18 protein-coding genes are annotated in these 14,743 nt (G+C 70.2%); 2 read left to right on the forward strand and 16 right to left on the reverse strand.

What is annotated here, in order from left to right; genetic code table 11:
- Positions 1–126: 126 nt before the first annotated feature.
- From tsf to HQQ79_RS10810, 3 genes are all read right to left on the reverse strand, one after another.
- Positions 127–954: a translation elongation factor Ts gene (gene tsf / locus HQQ79_RS10800; RefSeq protein WP_173034201.1), complete on the reverse strand. Its 828-nt coding sequence runs from the start codon at positions 952–954 to the stop codon at positions 127–129.
- 88 nt (positions 955–1,042) lie between these two features.
- On the reverse strand, positions 1,043–1,960 hold the full coding sequence (gene rpsB / locus HQQ79_RS10805) for a 30S ribosomal protein S2 (RefSeq protein ID WP_027465874.1): 918 nt from the start codon (positions 1,958–1,960) through the stop codon (positions 1,043–1,045).
- A 322-nt stretch (positions 1,961–2,282) separates the two neighbouring features.
- Positions 2,283–3,725, reverse strand: a complete 1,443-nt coding sequence (locus HQQ79_RS10810) for a sugar porter family MFS transporter (RefSeq protein ID WP_051596806.1) — start codon at positions 3,723–3,725, stop codon at positions 2,283–2,285.
- A gap of 330 nt (positions 3,726–4,055) precedes the next feature.
- Here HQQ79_RS10810 and HQQ79_RS10815 point away from each other — a divergent pair, with 330 nt between their 5' ends.
- On the forward strand, positions 4,056–4,613 hold the full coding sequence (locus tag HQQ79_RS10815) for a murein hydrolase activator EnvC (protein ID WP_173034203.1): 558 nt from the start codon (positions 4,056–4,058) through the stop codon (positions 4,611–4,613).
- Positions 4,614–4,688: 75 nt separating this feature from the next.
- On the opposite strand, the gene HQQ79_RS10820 is transcribed toward HQQ79_RS10815, so the two are convergent.
- From HQQ79_RS10820 to rplS, 9 genes are all read right to left on the reverse strand, one after another.
- Positions 4,689–5,621 (reverse strand): tyrosine recombinase XerC, encoded by a 933-nt coding sequence (locus HQQ79_RS10820; protein ID WP_216852366.1) that lies wholly within the window; start codon positions 5,619–5,621, stop codon positions 4,689–4,691.
- Between the two features lie 25 nt (positions 5,622–5,646).
- The gene (gene dprA / locus HQQ79_RS10825; protein ID WP_173034211.1) at positions 5,647–6,885 is read right to left on the reverse strand and encodes a DNA-processing protein DprA; all 1,239 of its coding nucleotides are present in this window, start codon (positions 6,883–6,885) and stop codon (positions 5,647–5,649) included.
- Positions 6,882–8,405, reverse strand: coding sequence for a YifB family Mg chelatase-like AAA ATPase (locus HQQ79_RS10830; protein WP_173034213.1), 1,524 nt, complete (start codon positions 8,403–8,405; stop codon positions 6,882–6,884). Before HQQ79_RS10830 ends, dprA begins: the two co-directional genes overlap by 4 nt.
- On the reverse strand, positions 8,402–8,779 hold the full coding sequence (locus HQQ79_RS10835) for a YraN family protein (protein WP_367948087.1): 378 nt from the start codon (positions 8,777–8,779) through the stop codon (positions 8,402–8,404). The genes HQQ79_RS10830 and HQQ79_RS10835 overlap by 4 nt, the downstream gene beginning before the upstream one ends.
- A 164-nt stretch (positions 8,780–8,943) precedes the next feature.
- A complete protein-coding gene (locus HQQ79_RS10840) occupies positions 8,944–9,294 on the reverse strand; it encodes an Lsr2 family protein (RefSeq protein ID WP_017888250.1) in 351 nt (116 codons plus the stop codon).
- A gap of 117 nt (positions 9,295–9,411) precedes the next feature.
- Positions 9,412–9,735, reverse strand: coding sequence for a DUF2469 family protein (locus HQQ79_RS10845; RefSeq protein WP_017888251.1), 324 nt, complete (start codon positions 9,733–9,735; stop codon positions 9,412–9,414).
- 45 nt (positions 9,736–9,780) lie between these two features.
- On the reverse strand, positions 9,781–10,488 hold the full coding sequence (locus tag HQQ79_RS10850; RefSeq protein ID WP_111056311.1) for a ribonuclease HII: 708 nt from the start codon (positions 10,486–10,488) through the stop codon (positions 9,781–9,783).
- Positions 10,485–11,228 carry a signal peptidase I gene (gene lepB, locus HQQ79_RS10855; RefSeq protein WP_027465880.1) on the reverse strand — a complete coding sequence of 248 codons (744 nt, stop codon included), beginning with the start codon at positions 11,226–11,228 and terminating at the stop codon, positions 10,485–10,487. Before lepB ends, HQQ79_RS10850 begins: the two co-directional genes overlap by 4 nt.
- 122 nt (positions 11,229–11,350) lie before the next feature.
- The gene (gene rplS / locus HQQ79_RS10860) at positions 11,351–11,707 is read right to left on the reverse strand and encodes a 50S ribosomal protein L19 (RefSeq protein ID WP_017888254.1); all 357 of its coding nucleotides are present in this window, start codon (positions 11,705–11,707) and stop codon (positions 11,351–11,353) included.
- Positions 11,708–11,875: 168 nt separating this feature from the next.
- Between rplS and map the strand changes: the two genes are divergently transcribed.
- Positions 11,876–12,667, forward strand: coding sequence for a type I methionyl aminopeptidase (gene map / locus HQQ79_RS10865; protein ID WP_173034217.1), 792 nt, complete (start codon positions 11,876–11,878; stop codon positions 12,665–12,667).
- A gap of 149 nt (positions 12,668–12,816) precedes the next feature.
- Here the strand turns inward: map and trmD are convergent, their stop codons facing one another.
- From trmD to rpsP, 4 genes are read right to left on the reverse strand one after another with little or no spacing between them, the layout of a single operon-like run.
- A complete protein-coding gene (gene trmD, locus HQQ79_RS10870) occupies positions 12,817–13,509 on the reverse strand; it encodes a tRNA (guanosine(37)-N1)-methyltransferase TrmD (RefSeq protein WP_027465882.1) in 693 nt (230 codons plus the stop codon).
- Between the two features lie 5 nt (positions 13,510–13,514).
- Positions 13,515–14,060 carry a ribosome maturation factor RimM gene (gene rimM / locus HQQ79_RS10875; protein WP_171907871.1) on the reverse strand — a complete coding sequence of 182 codons (546 nt, stop codon included), beginning with the start codon at positions 14,058–14,060 and terminating at the stop codon, positions 13,515–13,517.
- Between the two features lie 19 nt (positions 14,061–14,079).
- Positions 14,080–14,316 carry an RNA-binding protein gene (locus HQQ79_RS10880; protein ID WP_017888258.1) on the reverse strand — a complete coding sequence of 79 codons (237 nt, stop codon included), beginning with the start codon at positions 14,314–14,316 and terminating at the stop codon, positions 14,080–14,082.
- 3 nt (positions 14,317–14,319) lie between these two features.
- Positions 14,320–14,733, reverse strand: a complete 414-nt coding sequence (rpsP, locus tag HQQ79_RS10885; RefSeq protein WP_027465884.1) for a 30S ribosomal protein S16 — start codon at positions 14,731–14,733, stop codon at positions 14,320–14,322.
- Positions 14,734–14,743: the final 10 nt, after the last annotated feature.

Consider the following 14,743-nt stretch of genomic DNA (forward strand, 5'->3'; position numbering starts at 1 on the left):
TGGTCCGCACCCTTCGTCGTGGTCTCGTGGAAATGTACTCGCGGATGTGTCGCGCGCGTGCCGTGCCCATGCGCGCGAAAAACGGGGCCAGGAACCTGGTTGGTTCCTGACCCCGTCACGGGTTCGTTACGCGCCGACCTTGACGCGGGCGAAGCCCTGGATCGTGATGCCGGCGTTCTCGGCGGCCTTCGCGACGGAGATCTTGTTGTCCTTCGCGTAGTCCTGGTCGAGGAGCGACACCTGCTTGATGTAGGCGTTCACCCGGCCCTCGACGATCTTCGGGAGCGCAGCCTCGGGCTTGCCCTCTTCGCGCGTGATCGCCTCGACGGTCGCACGCTCCTTCTCGATGGCCTCGGCCGGGACCTCGTCGCGAGTCAGGTACGTCGGGTTCGCGAACGCGACGTGCTGCGCGATCGAACGTGCCTCGGCGGCGTTGTCACCCTCGTACGCGATGACGACGGCGATCTGCGGCGGCAGGTCCTGGCTGGTCTTGTGCAGGTAGATCTCGAAGGCCGAGCCCTCGACACGGCGGACCGTGCGGACCTCGAGCTTCTCGCCCAGCGCGGCGGCCGACTCGTTGACGACCTCGAGGACGGTCTTGCCGTCCAGCGGTGCGGCGTTGGCGGCAGCGACGTCGGCGGCACCGGCAACGGCGACCGCGCCCAGCACCTTGTCGGCGAGGGTGGTGAACTTCTCGTTCTTCGCGACGAAGTCGGTCTCGCTCGCGAGCTCGACGACCGTGGCGGCGCCGTTCTCGGAGGTCGCGACGACGACACCCTCGGAGGTGGCACGGTCATCGCGCTTGGCGACGGCCTTGGCACCCTTGATGCGGAGCAGCTCGACGGCCTTGTCGTAGTCGCCGTCGGCCTCGACGAGCGCGTTCTTCGCGTCCATCATGCCGGCGCCGAGGTCCTCGCGGAGCTTCTTCACGTCAGCAGCGGTGAAGTTTGCCATTGACTGGAGTCCTTTCTGGACTGTACGTGTGTGGAGAGTGGAGTGCAGTCGGGGCGCCGGACCCGGTGGGGTTCGGCGCCCCGGCGACTCACTCGGCGGGGGTGGTCTCCGCGGCTGCCTCGGCCTCGGCCGTCGGCTCCGCGTTCTTCGCCTCGTCGGCGATCGGCTCGCCGATCTCCTTCGCGGCGACCTGCGCGTCAGCGTCATTCTCCTCGACGGGGGCGGCGGGCGCCTCGGTCGTGGCGGCGGTCTCGCCACCGAGGAGCTCCTGCTCCCACTCGGCGAGGGGCTCGCTGGCCTCGTCCTCGTCGCCACCGTTGTGGCGGGTCTTCAGGCCCTCGGCCGCGGCGTCGGCGACGATGCGGGTCAGGAGACCGACGGAGCGGATCGCGTCGTCGTTGCCCGGGATCGGGTACGTGATCTCGTCGGGGTCGCAGTTGGTGTCGAGGATGCCGATGATCGGGATACCGAGCTTCTGCGCCTCGTCGACGGCGAGGTGCTCCTTCTTGGTGTCGACGATCCAGAGCGCGCTCGGGGTCCGCGTGAGGTTGCGGATACCACCGAGGGTCTTGTGGAGCTTGTCCAGCTCGCGCTTCTTGATGAGGAGCTCCTTCTTGGTGAAGCCCTTCGTCGTGTCGTCGAAGTCGATCTCCTCGAGCTCCTTCATGCGCGCGAGGCGCTTGGAGACCGTCTGGAAGTTCGTGAGCAGACCGCCGAGCCAACGCTGGTTGACGTACGGCTGGCCGACGCGGGTCGCCTGCTCGGCGATGGAGCCCTGGGCCTGCTTCTTGGTGCCCACGAAGAGGATCGTGCCACCGTGCGCGACCGTCTCCTTGACGAAGTCGTACGCGCGGTCGATGAAGGCCAGCGACTGCTGCAGGTCGATGATGTGGATGCCCGAGCGCTCGGCGAGGATGAAGCGCTTCACCTTCGGGTTCCACCGACGGGTCTGGTGTCCGAAGTGGACGCCGCTGTCGAGCAGCTGGCGGATGGTGACGACGGCCATGTGCCGTCCTCCTTCTGTGTTCTCGGCGCACAGCCGTGCTCTCGCACGTCGCTGCGGACCTGTTGCGGTTGTGTCGATCACGACCGTCGGTCGTGGTCCCTGGTGTCCTGGCACGCGACCGCCCGCTCGTGAGAGCGGGACCGGTGGTCGGGTACCGAGCCCGTGAGGGCCTGGTGGACACGCGAAGTCAGCGCGCATCAGCACGCTGTTGGATAGATGCTAACAGAAGGGAGGCCCGGATCACGCGCGCCTCGCGGCTGACGTGATCCGGGCCTCCTGTCCGGCGATCCGTGCGGAACGGACGCGGTGCGCGACCGGCCGATCAGGCCTTGGCGTCCACCGTGTCGCCGTCGGCGGAGATGCCCATCTCCTCGAGCGAGCGGCCCTTGGTCTCCGGGATCTTGGCGATGACGAAGAACAGCGACAGCAACGCGAACAGCGCGTAGATGCCGTAGGTGACCGTCAGGTTGAAGCCGGACAGCACCGGGAACGAGATCGTGACGATGAAGTTCGCGATCCAGTTGGCAGCCGAGCCGATGCCCAGCGCGGTGGCGCGGATGCGGTTCGGGAACATCTCGCCGAGCAGCACCCACATGAGCGGACCCCACGTGGCACCGAAGGACACCACGAAGAGGTTCGCGAAGATCAGCGCGATGACGCCCCACGAGCCGGGGAGGCTCGGGCTGCCGTCGACGATCGTCGCCTGCGAGAACGCGATGGCGACCATGGTGAGCGAGACGAACATGCCCGCCGAACCGGCGACGAGCAGCGGCTTGCGGCCGACCTTGTCGACCAGGAAGATCGCGATGAAGGTCACGGCGACGTTGACCACCGAGGTGATCGTGGAGATGAGGAACGAGTCCTCCTCCTTGAAGCCGACGGCCTGCCAGAGCGTCGTCGAGTAGTAGAAGATCACGTTGATGCCGACGAACTGCTGCAGCACGGCCAGGATGATGCCCACCCAGACGATCGGCTGGAGCCCGAAGCGGTTGCCCCGGATGGAGCCCTTCTTCTCGTTGGCTTCCTTCTCGATGCCGTCCTGGATCTCCTCCAGGCTCGTGTTCACGGTGTCGCGCGGGACGATCTTGCCCATCACCACGCGCGCGTCGTCAGCACGACCCTTGGTGAGCAGGTAGCGCGGGGACTCCGGCAGCGTGATCGCCAGGACGCCGTAGACGACCGAGGGGATCACCCCGACCAGGAACATCCAGCGCCATGCCGCCAGGCCCCAGACCTCGGCCGAGGCGCTGCCCGCCGTGACGGCGAAGAGCTGGTCGGACAGGAGCGCGGCGAAGATACCGAGCGTGATCGCCAGCTGCTGGAACGAGGCCAGCCGCCCGCGGATCGCCTTCGGGGAGACCTCGGAGATGTACGCCGGTGCGATGACCGAGGCGGTACCGATGCCGAGACCGCCGACGAGACGCCAGATCACGAGGTCCCACGTCGCGAACGCGAACGCCGAACCGATCGACGAGACGAAGAACAGCACGGCGGCCCAGAACATGATCCGGGTGCGGCCGTAGCGGTCAGCGAGGCGGCCGGCGAAGTACGCGCCGAACGCACAGCCGATCAGGGCCGAGGCGACGGCGAAGCCGCTGGCCGCGTCGGAGAGGTTGAACTCGCCCTTGATCGCGTCGACGGCGCCGTTGATGACGGACGAGTCGAAGCCGAACAGGAAGCCACCGACCGCCGCCGCGATGGCGAACAGGGTGACCTTCCCCTTGAACGCACGGTCTTCGCCGTGCCCGGTGGTCGTGGTGGACACGATGCTCCTGGGTTCTGCCGCCGTGCCGGTGTGCAGCACGGTGCCCCGGCGGTCGGCTGGTTCGCCGTCCGAGCGGCGTTGCGTGTTCCGGAGCGGCCCCGACTGTACTCCTCGCTCGGGATCTGGTCATAACCGGGGCGTGATCGGGACGGCGCGGGGTCGGGCGGGCTCGTACGCGCCGACGCGGAACGACACTTTCGCCGTCGTACGACGTCGGTTCTGTCGCTTCCGTCGTCGGCACGTTCCTCCCCAGGCCTGGAGGCGCGACTCCCCCTCCACAGATCGCCCCCGTCCGCCCCGTGGCCGGGTTCCACTGCCCAGGCTGGGGACATGCGATCGAGCGCACGTCCCGTCCTGCTGTCCGTGGTGTGCGCGGCCGTGCTGAGCGGGACGGTGGTGTTCGGTGCCGGGGCGACGGTGGGCTCCGGGGCGTCGGTGGACACTGTGACCGAGCCGCGCCGGGTCGAGGCTCGCTGGGTCTGGCCCACCGGATCGCGGGTGGTCGAGCGCGCGTGGGAGGCACCGTCCTCGGACTACGCCGCCGGCCACCGGGGCCTCGACGTCCCGGCCGTCCTCGGCGCCACTGCCTCGGCGGTGGACGACGGCACCGTGGCCTTCGCCGGCGCGGTCGGTGGCCGCACCGTCGTGACCATCGACCACGGCGACGGGCTGGTCAGCACGCTCGACTCGGTGACACCCCTGGTCGCCGCCGGGGACGAGGTCGTGCAGGGCACGCCGGTCGGGCGCGTCTCGGTCGGGCACTGTCCGGCGTCGGCGCCGTGCCTGCACCTCGGCGCTCGTGTCGACGGTCGCTACGTCGATCCGATGGCGTACCTGCCACCGGCCGAGTGGCCGGTGCTGCTGCCTGAGTCGGCCTGGCCCGGGTGAGCGGAGCCGACCGGGACCGACCGGGAACCGACCGGGAACCGATCGGAACCGGACGGGACGCACGTCGGCGCAGGGTCAGGCGCGCGGGTGCGCTGTCCGGTAGACCTCACGCAGCCGGGCAGACGACACGTGCGTGTAGATCTGCGTCGTCCCGAGGCTGGCGTGACCGAGGAGTTCCTGCACCGCGCGCAGGTCCGCTCCGCCGTCGAGCAGGTGCGTCGCCGCGGTGTGCCGGAAGGTGTGCGGGCCGCTCGGGCCCTCGCCCGGCAGATCGCCGAGCAACCGGGCAACCACGCGGTAGGCACTGCGGACGCCGAGTCGGGCACCACGGTCGCCGAGGAACAGCGCCGCGCCTGCAGGTCCCTCCGCCCGTGCGGCGAGGGTGGGCCGTCCGCGCTCGAGCCACGCCTCGAGTGCGTCCCGCGCCGGAACCCCGAACGGCACCACGCGTTCCTTGCCGCCCTTGCCGAGTACCCGCACGGTCAAGCGTCCGCGATCGACGTCGGCCACGTCGATCCCGACGAGTTCGCTGACCCGGATCGCCGCCGCGTACAGGAGCTCGACGAGGGCCAGGTCCCGCAGCGCCGTCGGGTCGTCCGTCGCCGCCCGGGAACCGAGTCCATCGAGCAGGGCGCGCACCTGGTCGGCCGACACCACGCGCGGCAGGTGTGCCCCACCCTTCGGGGCCCGGAGCCGGGCCCCGGCGTCGGTCGTCGTCACCCCGGTCTCGCTCGCCCAACGCGTGAACGCCCGCACGGACGAAGACCGCCTGGCGATGGTCGACCGGGCGAGCCGTCGGTGGTCAGCGTCCCACAGCCAGTCGCGCAGGAGCTCGAGCTCGACGTCGGCGACGCGGTCGATGCCGCGACCGTCCGCGAACGCCACGAGCTGCTCGAGGTCGTTGGCGTACGCGCGGAGGGTCTGCTCGCTGAGGCCACGCGCGTGCCGGGCGTGCCCGAGGAAGGCATCCACCGCCACCACGAGTCGACCGTCCGTCCGCGCAACCACGACGCCAGCGTACGGCGACCGGACGTCATGCCCGACCCCACCCGCCGCCGCTGGCGACGACGAGTCCCTGCAGCTGTGCAAGCGCGAGCGCGTCGGCGACGTCGGACGTCGACATGCCGGCCCGGCGGGCGATCTCGGCCTCGGGCAGGGCGCGACGGCCGAGCGCGTCGAGCACCCGGAGCACCTCGGGGTCCTGCCTGCCGGACAGGAGCGGTTCGTCCGGCACCGCTCCCCCGCTGGTCCCGTTCGCGGGCCTCGCCGCCGCTGCCGGATCCCCGGGGTGCACGACGATCTGCGCCCGCCCCTGTGCGATGAGCCGATGGCACCCGACCGAGGCCGAGGACGCGAACGCTCCCGGCACCGCGAACACGGGCCGGCCGAGCTGTGCGGCGTGGTGGGCGGTGTTGAGCGCCCCGGACCGGGCGCCCGCTTCGACCACGACCGTGACGTCGGCCAGCGCGGCGATCAGCCGGTTGCGGGCGAGGAAGCGCCACCGCGTCGGCCGTGTCCCCGGTGCCGACTCTGCGAGCAACGCCCCCTGCCGGGCCACGTTGTGGAGCAGTTGCGCGTTCCCCACGGGGTAGAGCTGGTCGATGCCGCCGGCCAGGACCGCCACAGTGGGCGTCCCGGCGGCGACGGCGACACGGTGCGCCACCGCGTCGATGCCGTAGGCACCCCCGCTCACGATGCGGCACCCGGCGTCCGCCGCCGTCGAGGTGATCTCCGCCGCGGCCTCGGCACCGGCCACCGTGTTCGCCCGGGACCCCACGACCCCGAGCGCCGGCATCCCGTCGCCGAGGTGCGCCCCCGAGCTGCGCGTCCAGAGGACCACCGGGGCGTGCGGCCCGAGGTCGTCCATCACCGACGGCCACCCGTCGCTCCCGGGAACCAGCAGACCGGCTCCGACCGCACCGGCCGCCGCGAGCACGTCGCCCACCTCGACAGTGGCCAATCGGGGCCGCCACCGTTCCACCGCGGTCTGCAGCACACCGAGCAGCACCGCGGGGTCCTCCGCACCCGGCACCTCGGCGTCGACGCAGCATCCCAGCAGCGAATCGAAATCCTCGTCCGCGGCGAGCAGCACCGCACCGAGCGCACGCTCCGGTCCGAGGCCGGTGAGGAGCTCGCCGGCGACGGAGTCCCCCGGTTCGACGACGGCCGACCAGGCGACCCGTGCCGCGGCCTGCACCGGGTCCACCGCGGCACCGCTCGGCCCGAGCAGGCGCGCCACCGTGTCGAGGAGCTCCGTGCCCGCCGGGATCACAGCGCGCTCCGCAACGCGAGGGCACCGCGGACGTGCACACCCGTGGGCCGCTCCACCGCGTCGAGGTCGGCGAGCGTCCACGCCAGTCGCATCACGCGGTCCCAGCCGCGCATGGTCAGGGTGCCGAGGTCGAGTGCCCGGTCGAGGTCTGCCGTCGACCCGGGTTCGATGCGCCCCTCGGCCCGGAGCCACGCCCCGGTGACCTCGGCGTTGCGCGACCATCCCGTCCCGTGCAGGCGCTCCGCCATCCGGGCGCGGGCTGCCGCGACCGCCGCACGGGCGACCGCCGTCGTCGGGGTGCTGCCGTCGGCGTCCCGCATCCGACCCGTCGTCACCCGCGGCACCAGCACCCGGATGTCCATCCGGTCGAGCAGTGGCCCCGACATCCGACCGAGGTACCGGCGCACGGTGCTCGCCGAGCACTCGCACGGCTGCCCGTGCGCACCACCGGCGTTGCCGCACGGGCAGGGGTTCGCCGCCAGGACGACCTGACAGCGTGCGGGGAACTCGGCTGCACCCGCCGCACGGTGGATCGTGATCCGACCGGACTCGAGCGGCTGCCGGAGCGCGTCGAGGACGGCCCGCGGGAACTCCGGCGCCTCGTCGAGGAACAGGATGCCCCCGGTGGCGCGCGACACGGCTCCGGGGCGCAGGACCCCCGACCCGCCGCCGACGAGCGAGACCGCCGACGCGGAGTGGTGCGGGGCTTCCCACGGTGGCTTCGTGCTCCACGAGGCGGGACCCAGCCCAGCGACGGACCGGACCGCGGCGACCTCGAGCGCGGTCTCGTCGTCGAGGTCGGGCAGCAACCCGGGCAGCCGCTCGGCGAGCATGGTCTTGCCCGCGCCCGGTGGCCCGAGCAGCAGTGCGTGGTGTCCCCCGGCCGCCGCGGCGACGAGTGCTCGGACGCCGACCGGGTTCCCCACGACGTCCGACAGCTCGGCCACGGGACGCGGCACCGACGTGACCGGGACCGGCAGCACCGGATCGACCTCGACCGCCGGCAGGAGTGCCCCGGCGTCGATCGCCGCCGCCCGCAACGAGTCCACGCCGCTGATCCGCACCCCGCCGACCACGCGGGCCTCGGTCAGGTTGCCGACGGGCAGCACCACGCGGTCCGCACCGGCGTCGCGCGCGGCGACCAGCATCGGGATCACCCCGGGGACCGGACGCACCCGCCCGTCGAGGCCGAGCTCGCCGATGTAGACGATGCGCTCCGAGACGTCCGGCGCGAGACCGGCTCCGGCGAGCACGGCCATCGCGATGGCGAGGTCGAACCCCGATCCGCGCTTCGGGATCGCCGCCGGGGTCAGGTTCACGGTGATCCGACGTGCGGGCAGCGGGCACCCCGCGTTCGCCGCCGCGGATCGCACGCGTTCCCGTGCCTCTCCCAGTGAGGTGTCCGGCAGACCGATGATGCTGAACGCCGGGAGCTGACTGGTCAGGTGCGCTTCGACCTCGATGCGGCGACCGGTGACCCCGAGCAGCGCGACCGCGGCAGCGCGACCGATGCCCGTCACAGCACACCCGCCAGGTGCTCGACGACCGTGCGGGGACCGTCGACGTGGACCGCGACGACGTCCACCCGGACCGCGCGCGCCGAGACCTCGGGATGCGCGTCGAACCACTCGGGCACGAGTCGTCGCATCCGGGTGAGCTTCGCAGCGGTGATCGCCTCGAACGGGTGGCCGGTCGCGCCCCCGGAACGGGTCTTCACCTCGATGAACGCGAGTGTGCAGGAATCCCACGCGACGATGTCGATCTCGCCGCGGGCACACCGCCAGTTCCGCTCGAGCACGCGGAATCCCCGCGCCTCGAGCCAGACCACCGCTCGTTCTTCACCGAATCGTCCGAGTCGACCGTTCCGGAGCGACCGCCCCGGTGGACGTTGCACGTCTTGTTCCATGTCGTTGCCTCCACGACAACGATCTCCAGAACGAACGCCACGATCGGCGGAGTCAGAGAGTCTGTGGAATCAGCACGGGCGAATTGCCCTCTGTGGAGGAAAGAAGAAGGACCCGGGCGATCGAGATCACCCGGGTCCTGCTGCGACGAGCGTCAGTGCGCTGCTGCGTAGGCTTCCTGCACCTGCGTCGAGATGCGGCCGCGGGACGAGACCTCGTACCCGTTCTCCTTGGCCCACTCGCGGATCTTGCCGAGCTCTTCCGAGTTGCCACGCTTCGGGGCGGACTTCGGGGCGGAACCGCCGCCGGTGCGACGACCGGAGACCTTGCGCGCTGCGGCGATGTAGTCAGAGATCGCCTCGCGGAACTTGTCGACGTTGTCGTTCGACAGGTCGATCTCGTACGACGAGCCGTCGAACGCGAATTCGACCGTCCGACCTTCACCGGTGGTGATGGGGGAATCGTCGAGGTCGTCGACGAGCTGGACGGTGACCTTCTGTGCCATGGGGTGCTCCTGTTCGTGGGGCGGTTAAATCCCCATCAGAATAGCGCGAACAATTCACCGCCGGTCCGGATCAGCGGCGATTCACCCAGAAAGAAGCAGAAGAAAGGAAATTGACGATCACTCGTCGAGTGCGAGTTCCTTCGGCAGTTCGAGTTCCCGCGTCGTGAGTTCCTCGACATTCACGTCCTTGAACGTGAGTACCCGGACACCCTTGACGAACCGGTCGGAACGGTAGACGTCCCAGACCCAGACGTCGTTCATCGTCAGTTCGAAGTAGAAGTCGTGCTCCGTGTCACGGCGCACGAGTTCGACCTCGTTCGCCAGGTAGAAACGGCGCTCCGTCTCGACCACGTAACGGAACTGCGACACCACGTCTCGGTACTCGCGGTACAGGGCCAGCTCGACCTCGCGGTCGTAGTCGTCGAATTCGTCCTCATCCATTGCGCCCACAGTCTACGGCGACCCAGGGCCGAGCGGGCGACGGGCTCAACCCGCGACGGCGTCGAGTTGGTCGAAGCCGTCCAGCGCGACGCTCGAGGCCTGGTGCAACCAGGACTTCCGGTGCAGCGCGTGCGCCCCGATCGTCCGGATCGCGTCGTAGTGCGCCGTCGACCCGTAACCCTTGTTCGACACCCACCCGTAGTGCGGAGCCTCGTCGTGCGCCGAGATCATGAGCGCGTCTCGGGCGACCTTCGCCACCACCGACGCCGCGGCCACCGAGGCACAGTCGCGGTCGGCCTTGACCCGGACGACGACCTCGAGCGGATCGGCTGCCGGACGGAGCGACGCGGGCAGGGCGCGGCTCAACCAGTCGAACGAACCGTCGAGCACCACCACCGCGCCGTCGAGCGACACCCCGTCGGCGACCAGGGAGCCGAGCGCCTGCGCACCCGCTGCGCCGAGGGCCGGGACGATGCCCTGCTGGTCGACGAAGTCCGCCGATGCCATGCCGACCGCCGTGCGTGCCCAACGCTGCACGACGGGCACCAGGTCGGTGCGGCGCGCTTCGGAGAGCAGTTTGGAATCAGCGAGCCCCTGGGGCACACGACCGATGTCGAGCGTCACCGCGGCCACACCGACGCCGACCGGACCGGCGATGGCGCCACGGCCGACCTCGTCCATGCCGATGACCGTCACGCGGCCCTCGGCGAGCAGACGTTTCTCGAGCCGGAGCGACGGACGGACGGCGGTCACTCGTCGCGCTCCTCCACGCCGGCGAACACCTCGGGATGGTCGTCGAGCCACGTCCAGCGGCTCGCCGGCCACGAGATGACGAACGCGCGGCCCGTGACGTCGGACATCGGGACGAAGCCCTTCGACGGGGTGTCGCCGTTGTACCGGGAGTCCTTCGAGTCGTTCCGGTTGTCGCCCATCACCCAGATGGTGCCCTTCGGCACGGTGACCGAGAAGTCGGTCGCCGAGGCCGGGGCGCCAGCAGGGAGCTTCAGGTACGGCTCCTTGATCGGAACACCGTTCACCGACATCTGCCCGAGGTCGTTGCAGCAGGACACCTTGTCACCGGGTAGACCGATGACGCGCTTGATCAGGTGGTCGTCGCTGTCACCGGTGCCGAGACCGACCTGGGTCAGGGCCCAGTCGATCGCCTTGGCGGGCTGGGTGTCCGGCGTGACGCTCGGCACCTCGGATCCGGTGAGCCAGCCGCCCGGGTCCTTGAACACGACGACGTCTCCCCGCTTCAGCGCCACGGCGCCGGGGACGAGCTCGTTGACGATCACCCGGTCGTTGATCTGCAGCGTGTTCTCCATCGACGCCGACGGGATGTAGAACGACCGGATCAGGAACGTCTTGACCAGGAACGACACGAGCAGTGCCGCGATGAAGATGATGACGAGGTCGCGGAGGAATGTGAGGACACCGTTCCGTTGCTTCTCGGCACGTGGCCTGCGCCCGGAATCCTCTGTCGTGTCCGTCATTTCCGCTCTCGTTCGAACCACTGACTCCCCGCAATGGGAAGAGCCCCCCGTCGATGCACAACCGTACATGGACGAGGGGCTCGCAGCGTCGTCCGGCTCGCGGACGTTCACTGTGAAGGCGATCAGGCGTCGCGCTTCTCCTTGATCTTGCGGCGGGCCGCCTTGCCGCGGAGCTCGCGCAGGTAGTAGAGCTTCGCACGACGGACGTCACCCTTGGTGACGATCTCGATGTGGTCGATGATCGGCGAGTGCACGGGGAACCAGCGCTCGACGCCGACCTGGAAGCTCACCTTGCGGACCTTGAAGGTCTCGCCGATGCCGTGGCCCTGACGGCCGATGACGACGCCCTGGAAGACCTGGATACGCGAGCGCGTGCCTTCGATGATGTTGACGTGCACCTTGATGGTGTCGCCGGGACGGAAGTCCGGGACGTCGGTACGCAGCGATGCTGCGTCGACGTTGTCGAGGAGCTGGCTCATGGTGGGTTTCACTCTCTGCGGACGCGCACGGGTCGCCGCGGATCGAAGGTTCGGAAAGTGGTGGTTCGTGCCCGGTGTCGGCGACTCCCCCGTGGCAGAGTCCAGCCAGGGCACAGCGTTCAATACTGCCACAGAGAGCGCGGGAGACAAAACGACGAGGATGGACCCATGATCGAACTCCGCACCCCCGCCGAGCTGGACGGACTGCGCGTCGCCGGCCGGTTCGTGGCCGACGTCCTCGACGAGCTGCTCGAGACCGTCGACGTCGGCGTCAACCTGCTCGACCTCGACCGCGTCGCGGCCAGGATGATCGCCGAACGCGGCGCGGAGAGCTGCTACGTCGACTACCACCCGTCGTTCGGCATGTCGCCGTTCGGCAAGAACCTCTGCACTTCGGTGAACGACGCCGCCCTGCACGGCCTGCCGCACGACCGCACCCTGCAGGACGGCGACCTGGTGAGCCTGGACTTCGCCGCGAGCGTGGACGGCTGGGTCGCGGACTCCGCCGTCAGCGTCCAGGTCGGCACGCCGCGCGACGAGGACCAGGCCCTGATCGCCACGGTCGAGCGAGCACTCGCCGCCGGCATCGTCCAGGCGGCTCCCGGCAACAAGCTCGGCGACGTCTCGCACGCCATCGGTCACGTCGCACACGAGGCCGGTCACGACGTGAACCTGCAGTTCGGCGGGCACGGCGTCGGTCGCACCATGCACGGGGACCCGCACGTGCCGAACGACGGCCGTCCGGGTCGCGGCCTGAAGCTCCGGCCGGGGCTGGTCGTCGCGATCGAGCCGTGGCTCATGCAGACGACCGACGAGCTCTACCAGGACGACGACGGCTGGACCCTGCGCAGCGTCGACGGCTCACGTGCCGCGCACGTCGAACACACGGTCGCGGTCACCGAGGCCGGCCCCGAGGTCCTGACCCTGCGTCGCGCCCAGCGCGCCGACCCGACCGCCTGACGGACTGGAGGCACGGTGCGGGCCCGCCCCGTGCCTCCAGGCAGACCCGGCGGGGCCCGGTTTCGTGCTCAGCGACAGTGCACGCGGAACGAACCGCGAGGAGTATCGTTCAGCCCGAAAATCGTCCAGCAGGCAGGCGCGCCAGCCGATCAGGCAGGCGGCAGCAGGTCCGGACGGACGCGCCGCGTCCGCTCCAGCTGCTGCTCGTGCCGCCAGGCACCGACGCGGGCGTGGTGCCCGCTGAGCAGGACGTCGGGGACGTCGAGGCCGCGCCACGACGCGGGCTTGGTGTACGAGGGGTACTCGAGCAGGCCGTCCTCGTGGGACTCCTCGACCAGCGACTCGGGGTTGCCGACGACGCCGGGGACGAGTCGACCGACGGCCTCGATCATCGCCATCGCAGCGACCTCGCCGCCGTTCAGCACGTAGTCGCCGAGCGAGAGCTCGACGACGGTGGCGCGCGACGACGCCCACTCGAAGACGCGGGCGTCGATGCCCTCGTAGCGCCCGCAGGCGAACACGAGGTGCTCCGACGTCGACGCGAGCGACCGCGCGATCGACTGGGTGAAGGGCGTGCCGGCCGGCGTCGGGACCACCAGGGTCGACGAGCCGTCGGGCCGGAAGAGCGCCTCGAGTGCCTGCGCCCACGGCTCCGGCTTCATCACCATGCCGGCGCCACCGCCGTACGGCGTGTCGTCGACGGTGCGGTGCCGGTCGGTGGTCCAGGACCGCAGGTCGTGCACGTGCAGGTCGAGCAGTCCGCCGGAGCGGGCCTTGCCGAGCAGGGACACGTCGAGCACGGAGAAGAACTCCGGGAAGATCGTGACGATGTCGATCCGCACGGGGACTAGTCCGTGACCGTCTCGGGGCGCGAGGTGTCCTCGGGGTCCTCGAACAGCCCCTGCGGCGGCGTGACCGTGACGGTGCCGGCGGCGATGTCGACCGCCGGCACGATGGCCGAGACGAACGGCACGAGGACTTCGCCGCGGGACGGCGTGTCGATCGCGAGCAGGTCCTGGGCGGGCATGTGGTCCACACGGGCGACCGTGCCGACCTCGACGCCGTCACGCAGGACCTTGAGCCCGACGAGCTGGTGGTCGTACCAGGCGTCGTCCTCGCCGGTCTCGGCGTCGGCGTCCTGCTCGACCCAGAGGATGATGCGCGCCAGGGACTCGGCCGCAGTGCGGTCGTCGATCCCGGCGAAGAACGCGACGGGGTGACCGTTGTACCAGCGGAGTTCGTCCAGCTCGAGGGTCTTGCCCGACCACGGTGAGTCGTCGGGGACCTGGAGCGTGAAGGTGGCGCCCGGGGTGAACCGACGATCCGGGTCGTCGGTGTAGAGCTCGAGCTTGATGCCGCCCTTGAGCCCGTGCGCCTTCGTGATTCGACCCACCCGGAGCTGGGTCGTCTCCCTAGGAATCGGTGTCCACCACGTCGACCCGCACGCGCTTGCCGTCGGCCAGGGCCGTGACGAGGGTGCGGAGCGCCTTGGCGGTGCGCCCGGCGCGACCGATCACGCGGCCGAGGTCCTCGGGGTGCACGCGCACCTCGAGGACCTCGCCGCGTGGGGAGGTGGAGCTGGCGACGCGCACGTCGTCAGGGTGATCGACGATCCCCTTGACGAGGTGCGTCAGCGCGGATTCGAGCAAGGACTACGCCTCGGTCGTCTCGTCGGCGGTCTCGGCGTCGTCGGCCTTGGCGGCGGGAGCCGTCTTCTCCGACTTCGGCTTGAGCACGGCCTTCTTCGAGGAGTCGACCTGGAAGGCCGGCTTCGGCTCGGCGACCTTGACCTTGGACTCGGTGTCCTTCTCGCCCTTGAACTTGGCCCAGTCGCCGGTCAGCTTGAGGAGGGCCGCGACCTGCTCGGTCGGCTGCGCGCCGACGCCGAGCCAGTAGAGCGCACGCTCGGACTCGATCTTGATGACCGAGGGCTCCTCGGTCGGGTGGTACTGACCGATCTCCTCGAGGACACGACCATCGCGCTTGGTGCGCGAGTCGGCGACGACGATGCGGTAGTAGGGCGCACGGATCTTACCGAGACGCTTCAGACGGATCTTGACAGCCACAATTGCTCCT

The sequence above is a fragment of the Curtobacterium sp. VKM Ac-2852 genome (genome assembly GCF_013205045.1).
Taxonomy (GTDB): Bacteria; Actinomycetota; Actinomycetes; order Actinomycetales; family Microbacteriaceae; genus Curtobacterium; species Curtobacterium flaccumfaciens.

Bases quoted from the DNA above. Each gene is read 5' to 3' on its own strand.
- tsf (WP_173034201.1), bottom strand. From the start codon at position 954: ATGGCAAACTTCACCGCTGCTGACGTGAAGAAGCTCCGCGAGGACCTC.
- rpsB (WP_027465874.1), bottom strand. From the start codon at position 1,960: ATGGCCGTCGTCACCATCCGCCAGCTGCTCGACAGCGGCGTCCACTTC.
- HQQ79_RS10815 (WP_173034203.1), top strand. From the start codon at position 4,056: ATGCGATCGAGCGCACGTCCCGTCCTGCTGTCCGTGGTGTGCGCGGCC.
- HQQ79_RS10840 (WP_017888250.1), bottom strand. From the start codon at position 9,294: ATGGCACAGAAGGTCACCGTCCAGCTCGTCGACGACCTCGACGATTCC.
- HQQ79_RS10845 (WP_017888251.1), bottom strand. From the start codon at position 9,735: ATGGATGAGGACGAATTCGACGACTACGACCGCGAGGTCGAGCTGGCC.
- lepB (WP_027465880.1), bottom strand. From the start codon at position 11,228: ATGACGGACACGACAGAGGATTCCGGGCGCAGGCCACGTGCCGAGAAG.
- rplS (WP_017888254.1), bottom strand. From the start codon at position 11,707: ATGAGCCAGCTCCTCGACAACGTCGACGCAGCATCGCTGCGTACCGAC.
- map (WP_173034217.1), top strand. From the start codon at position 11,876: ATGATCGAACTCCGCACCCCCGCCGAGCTGGACGGACTGCGCGTCGCC.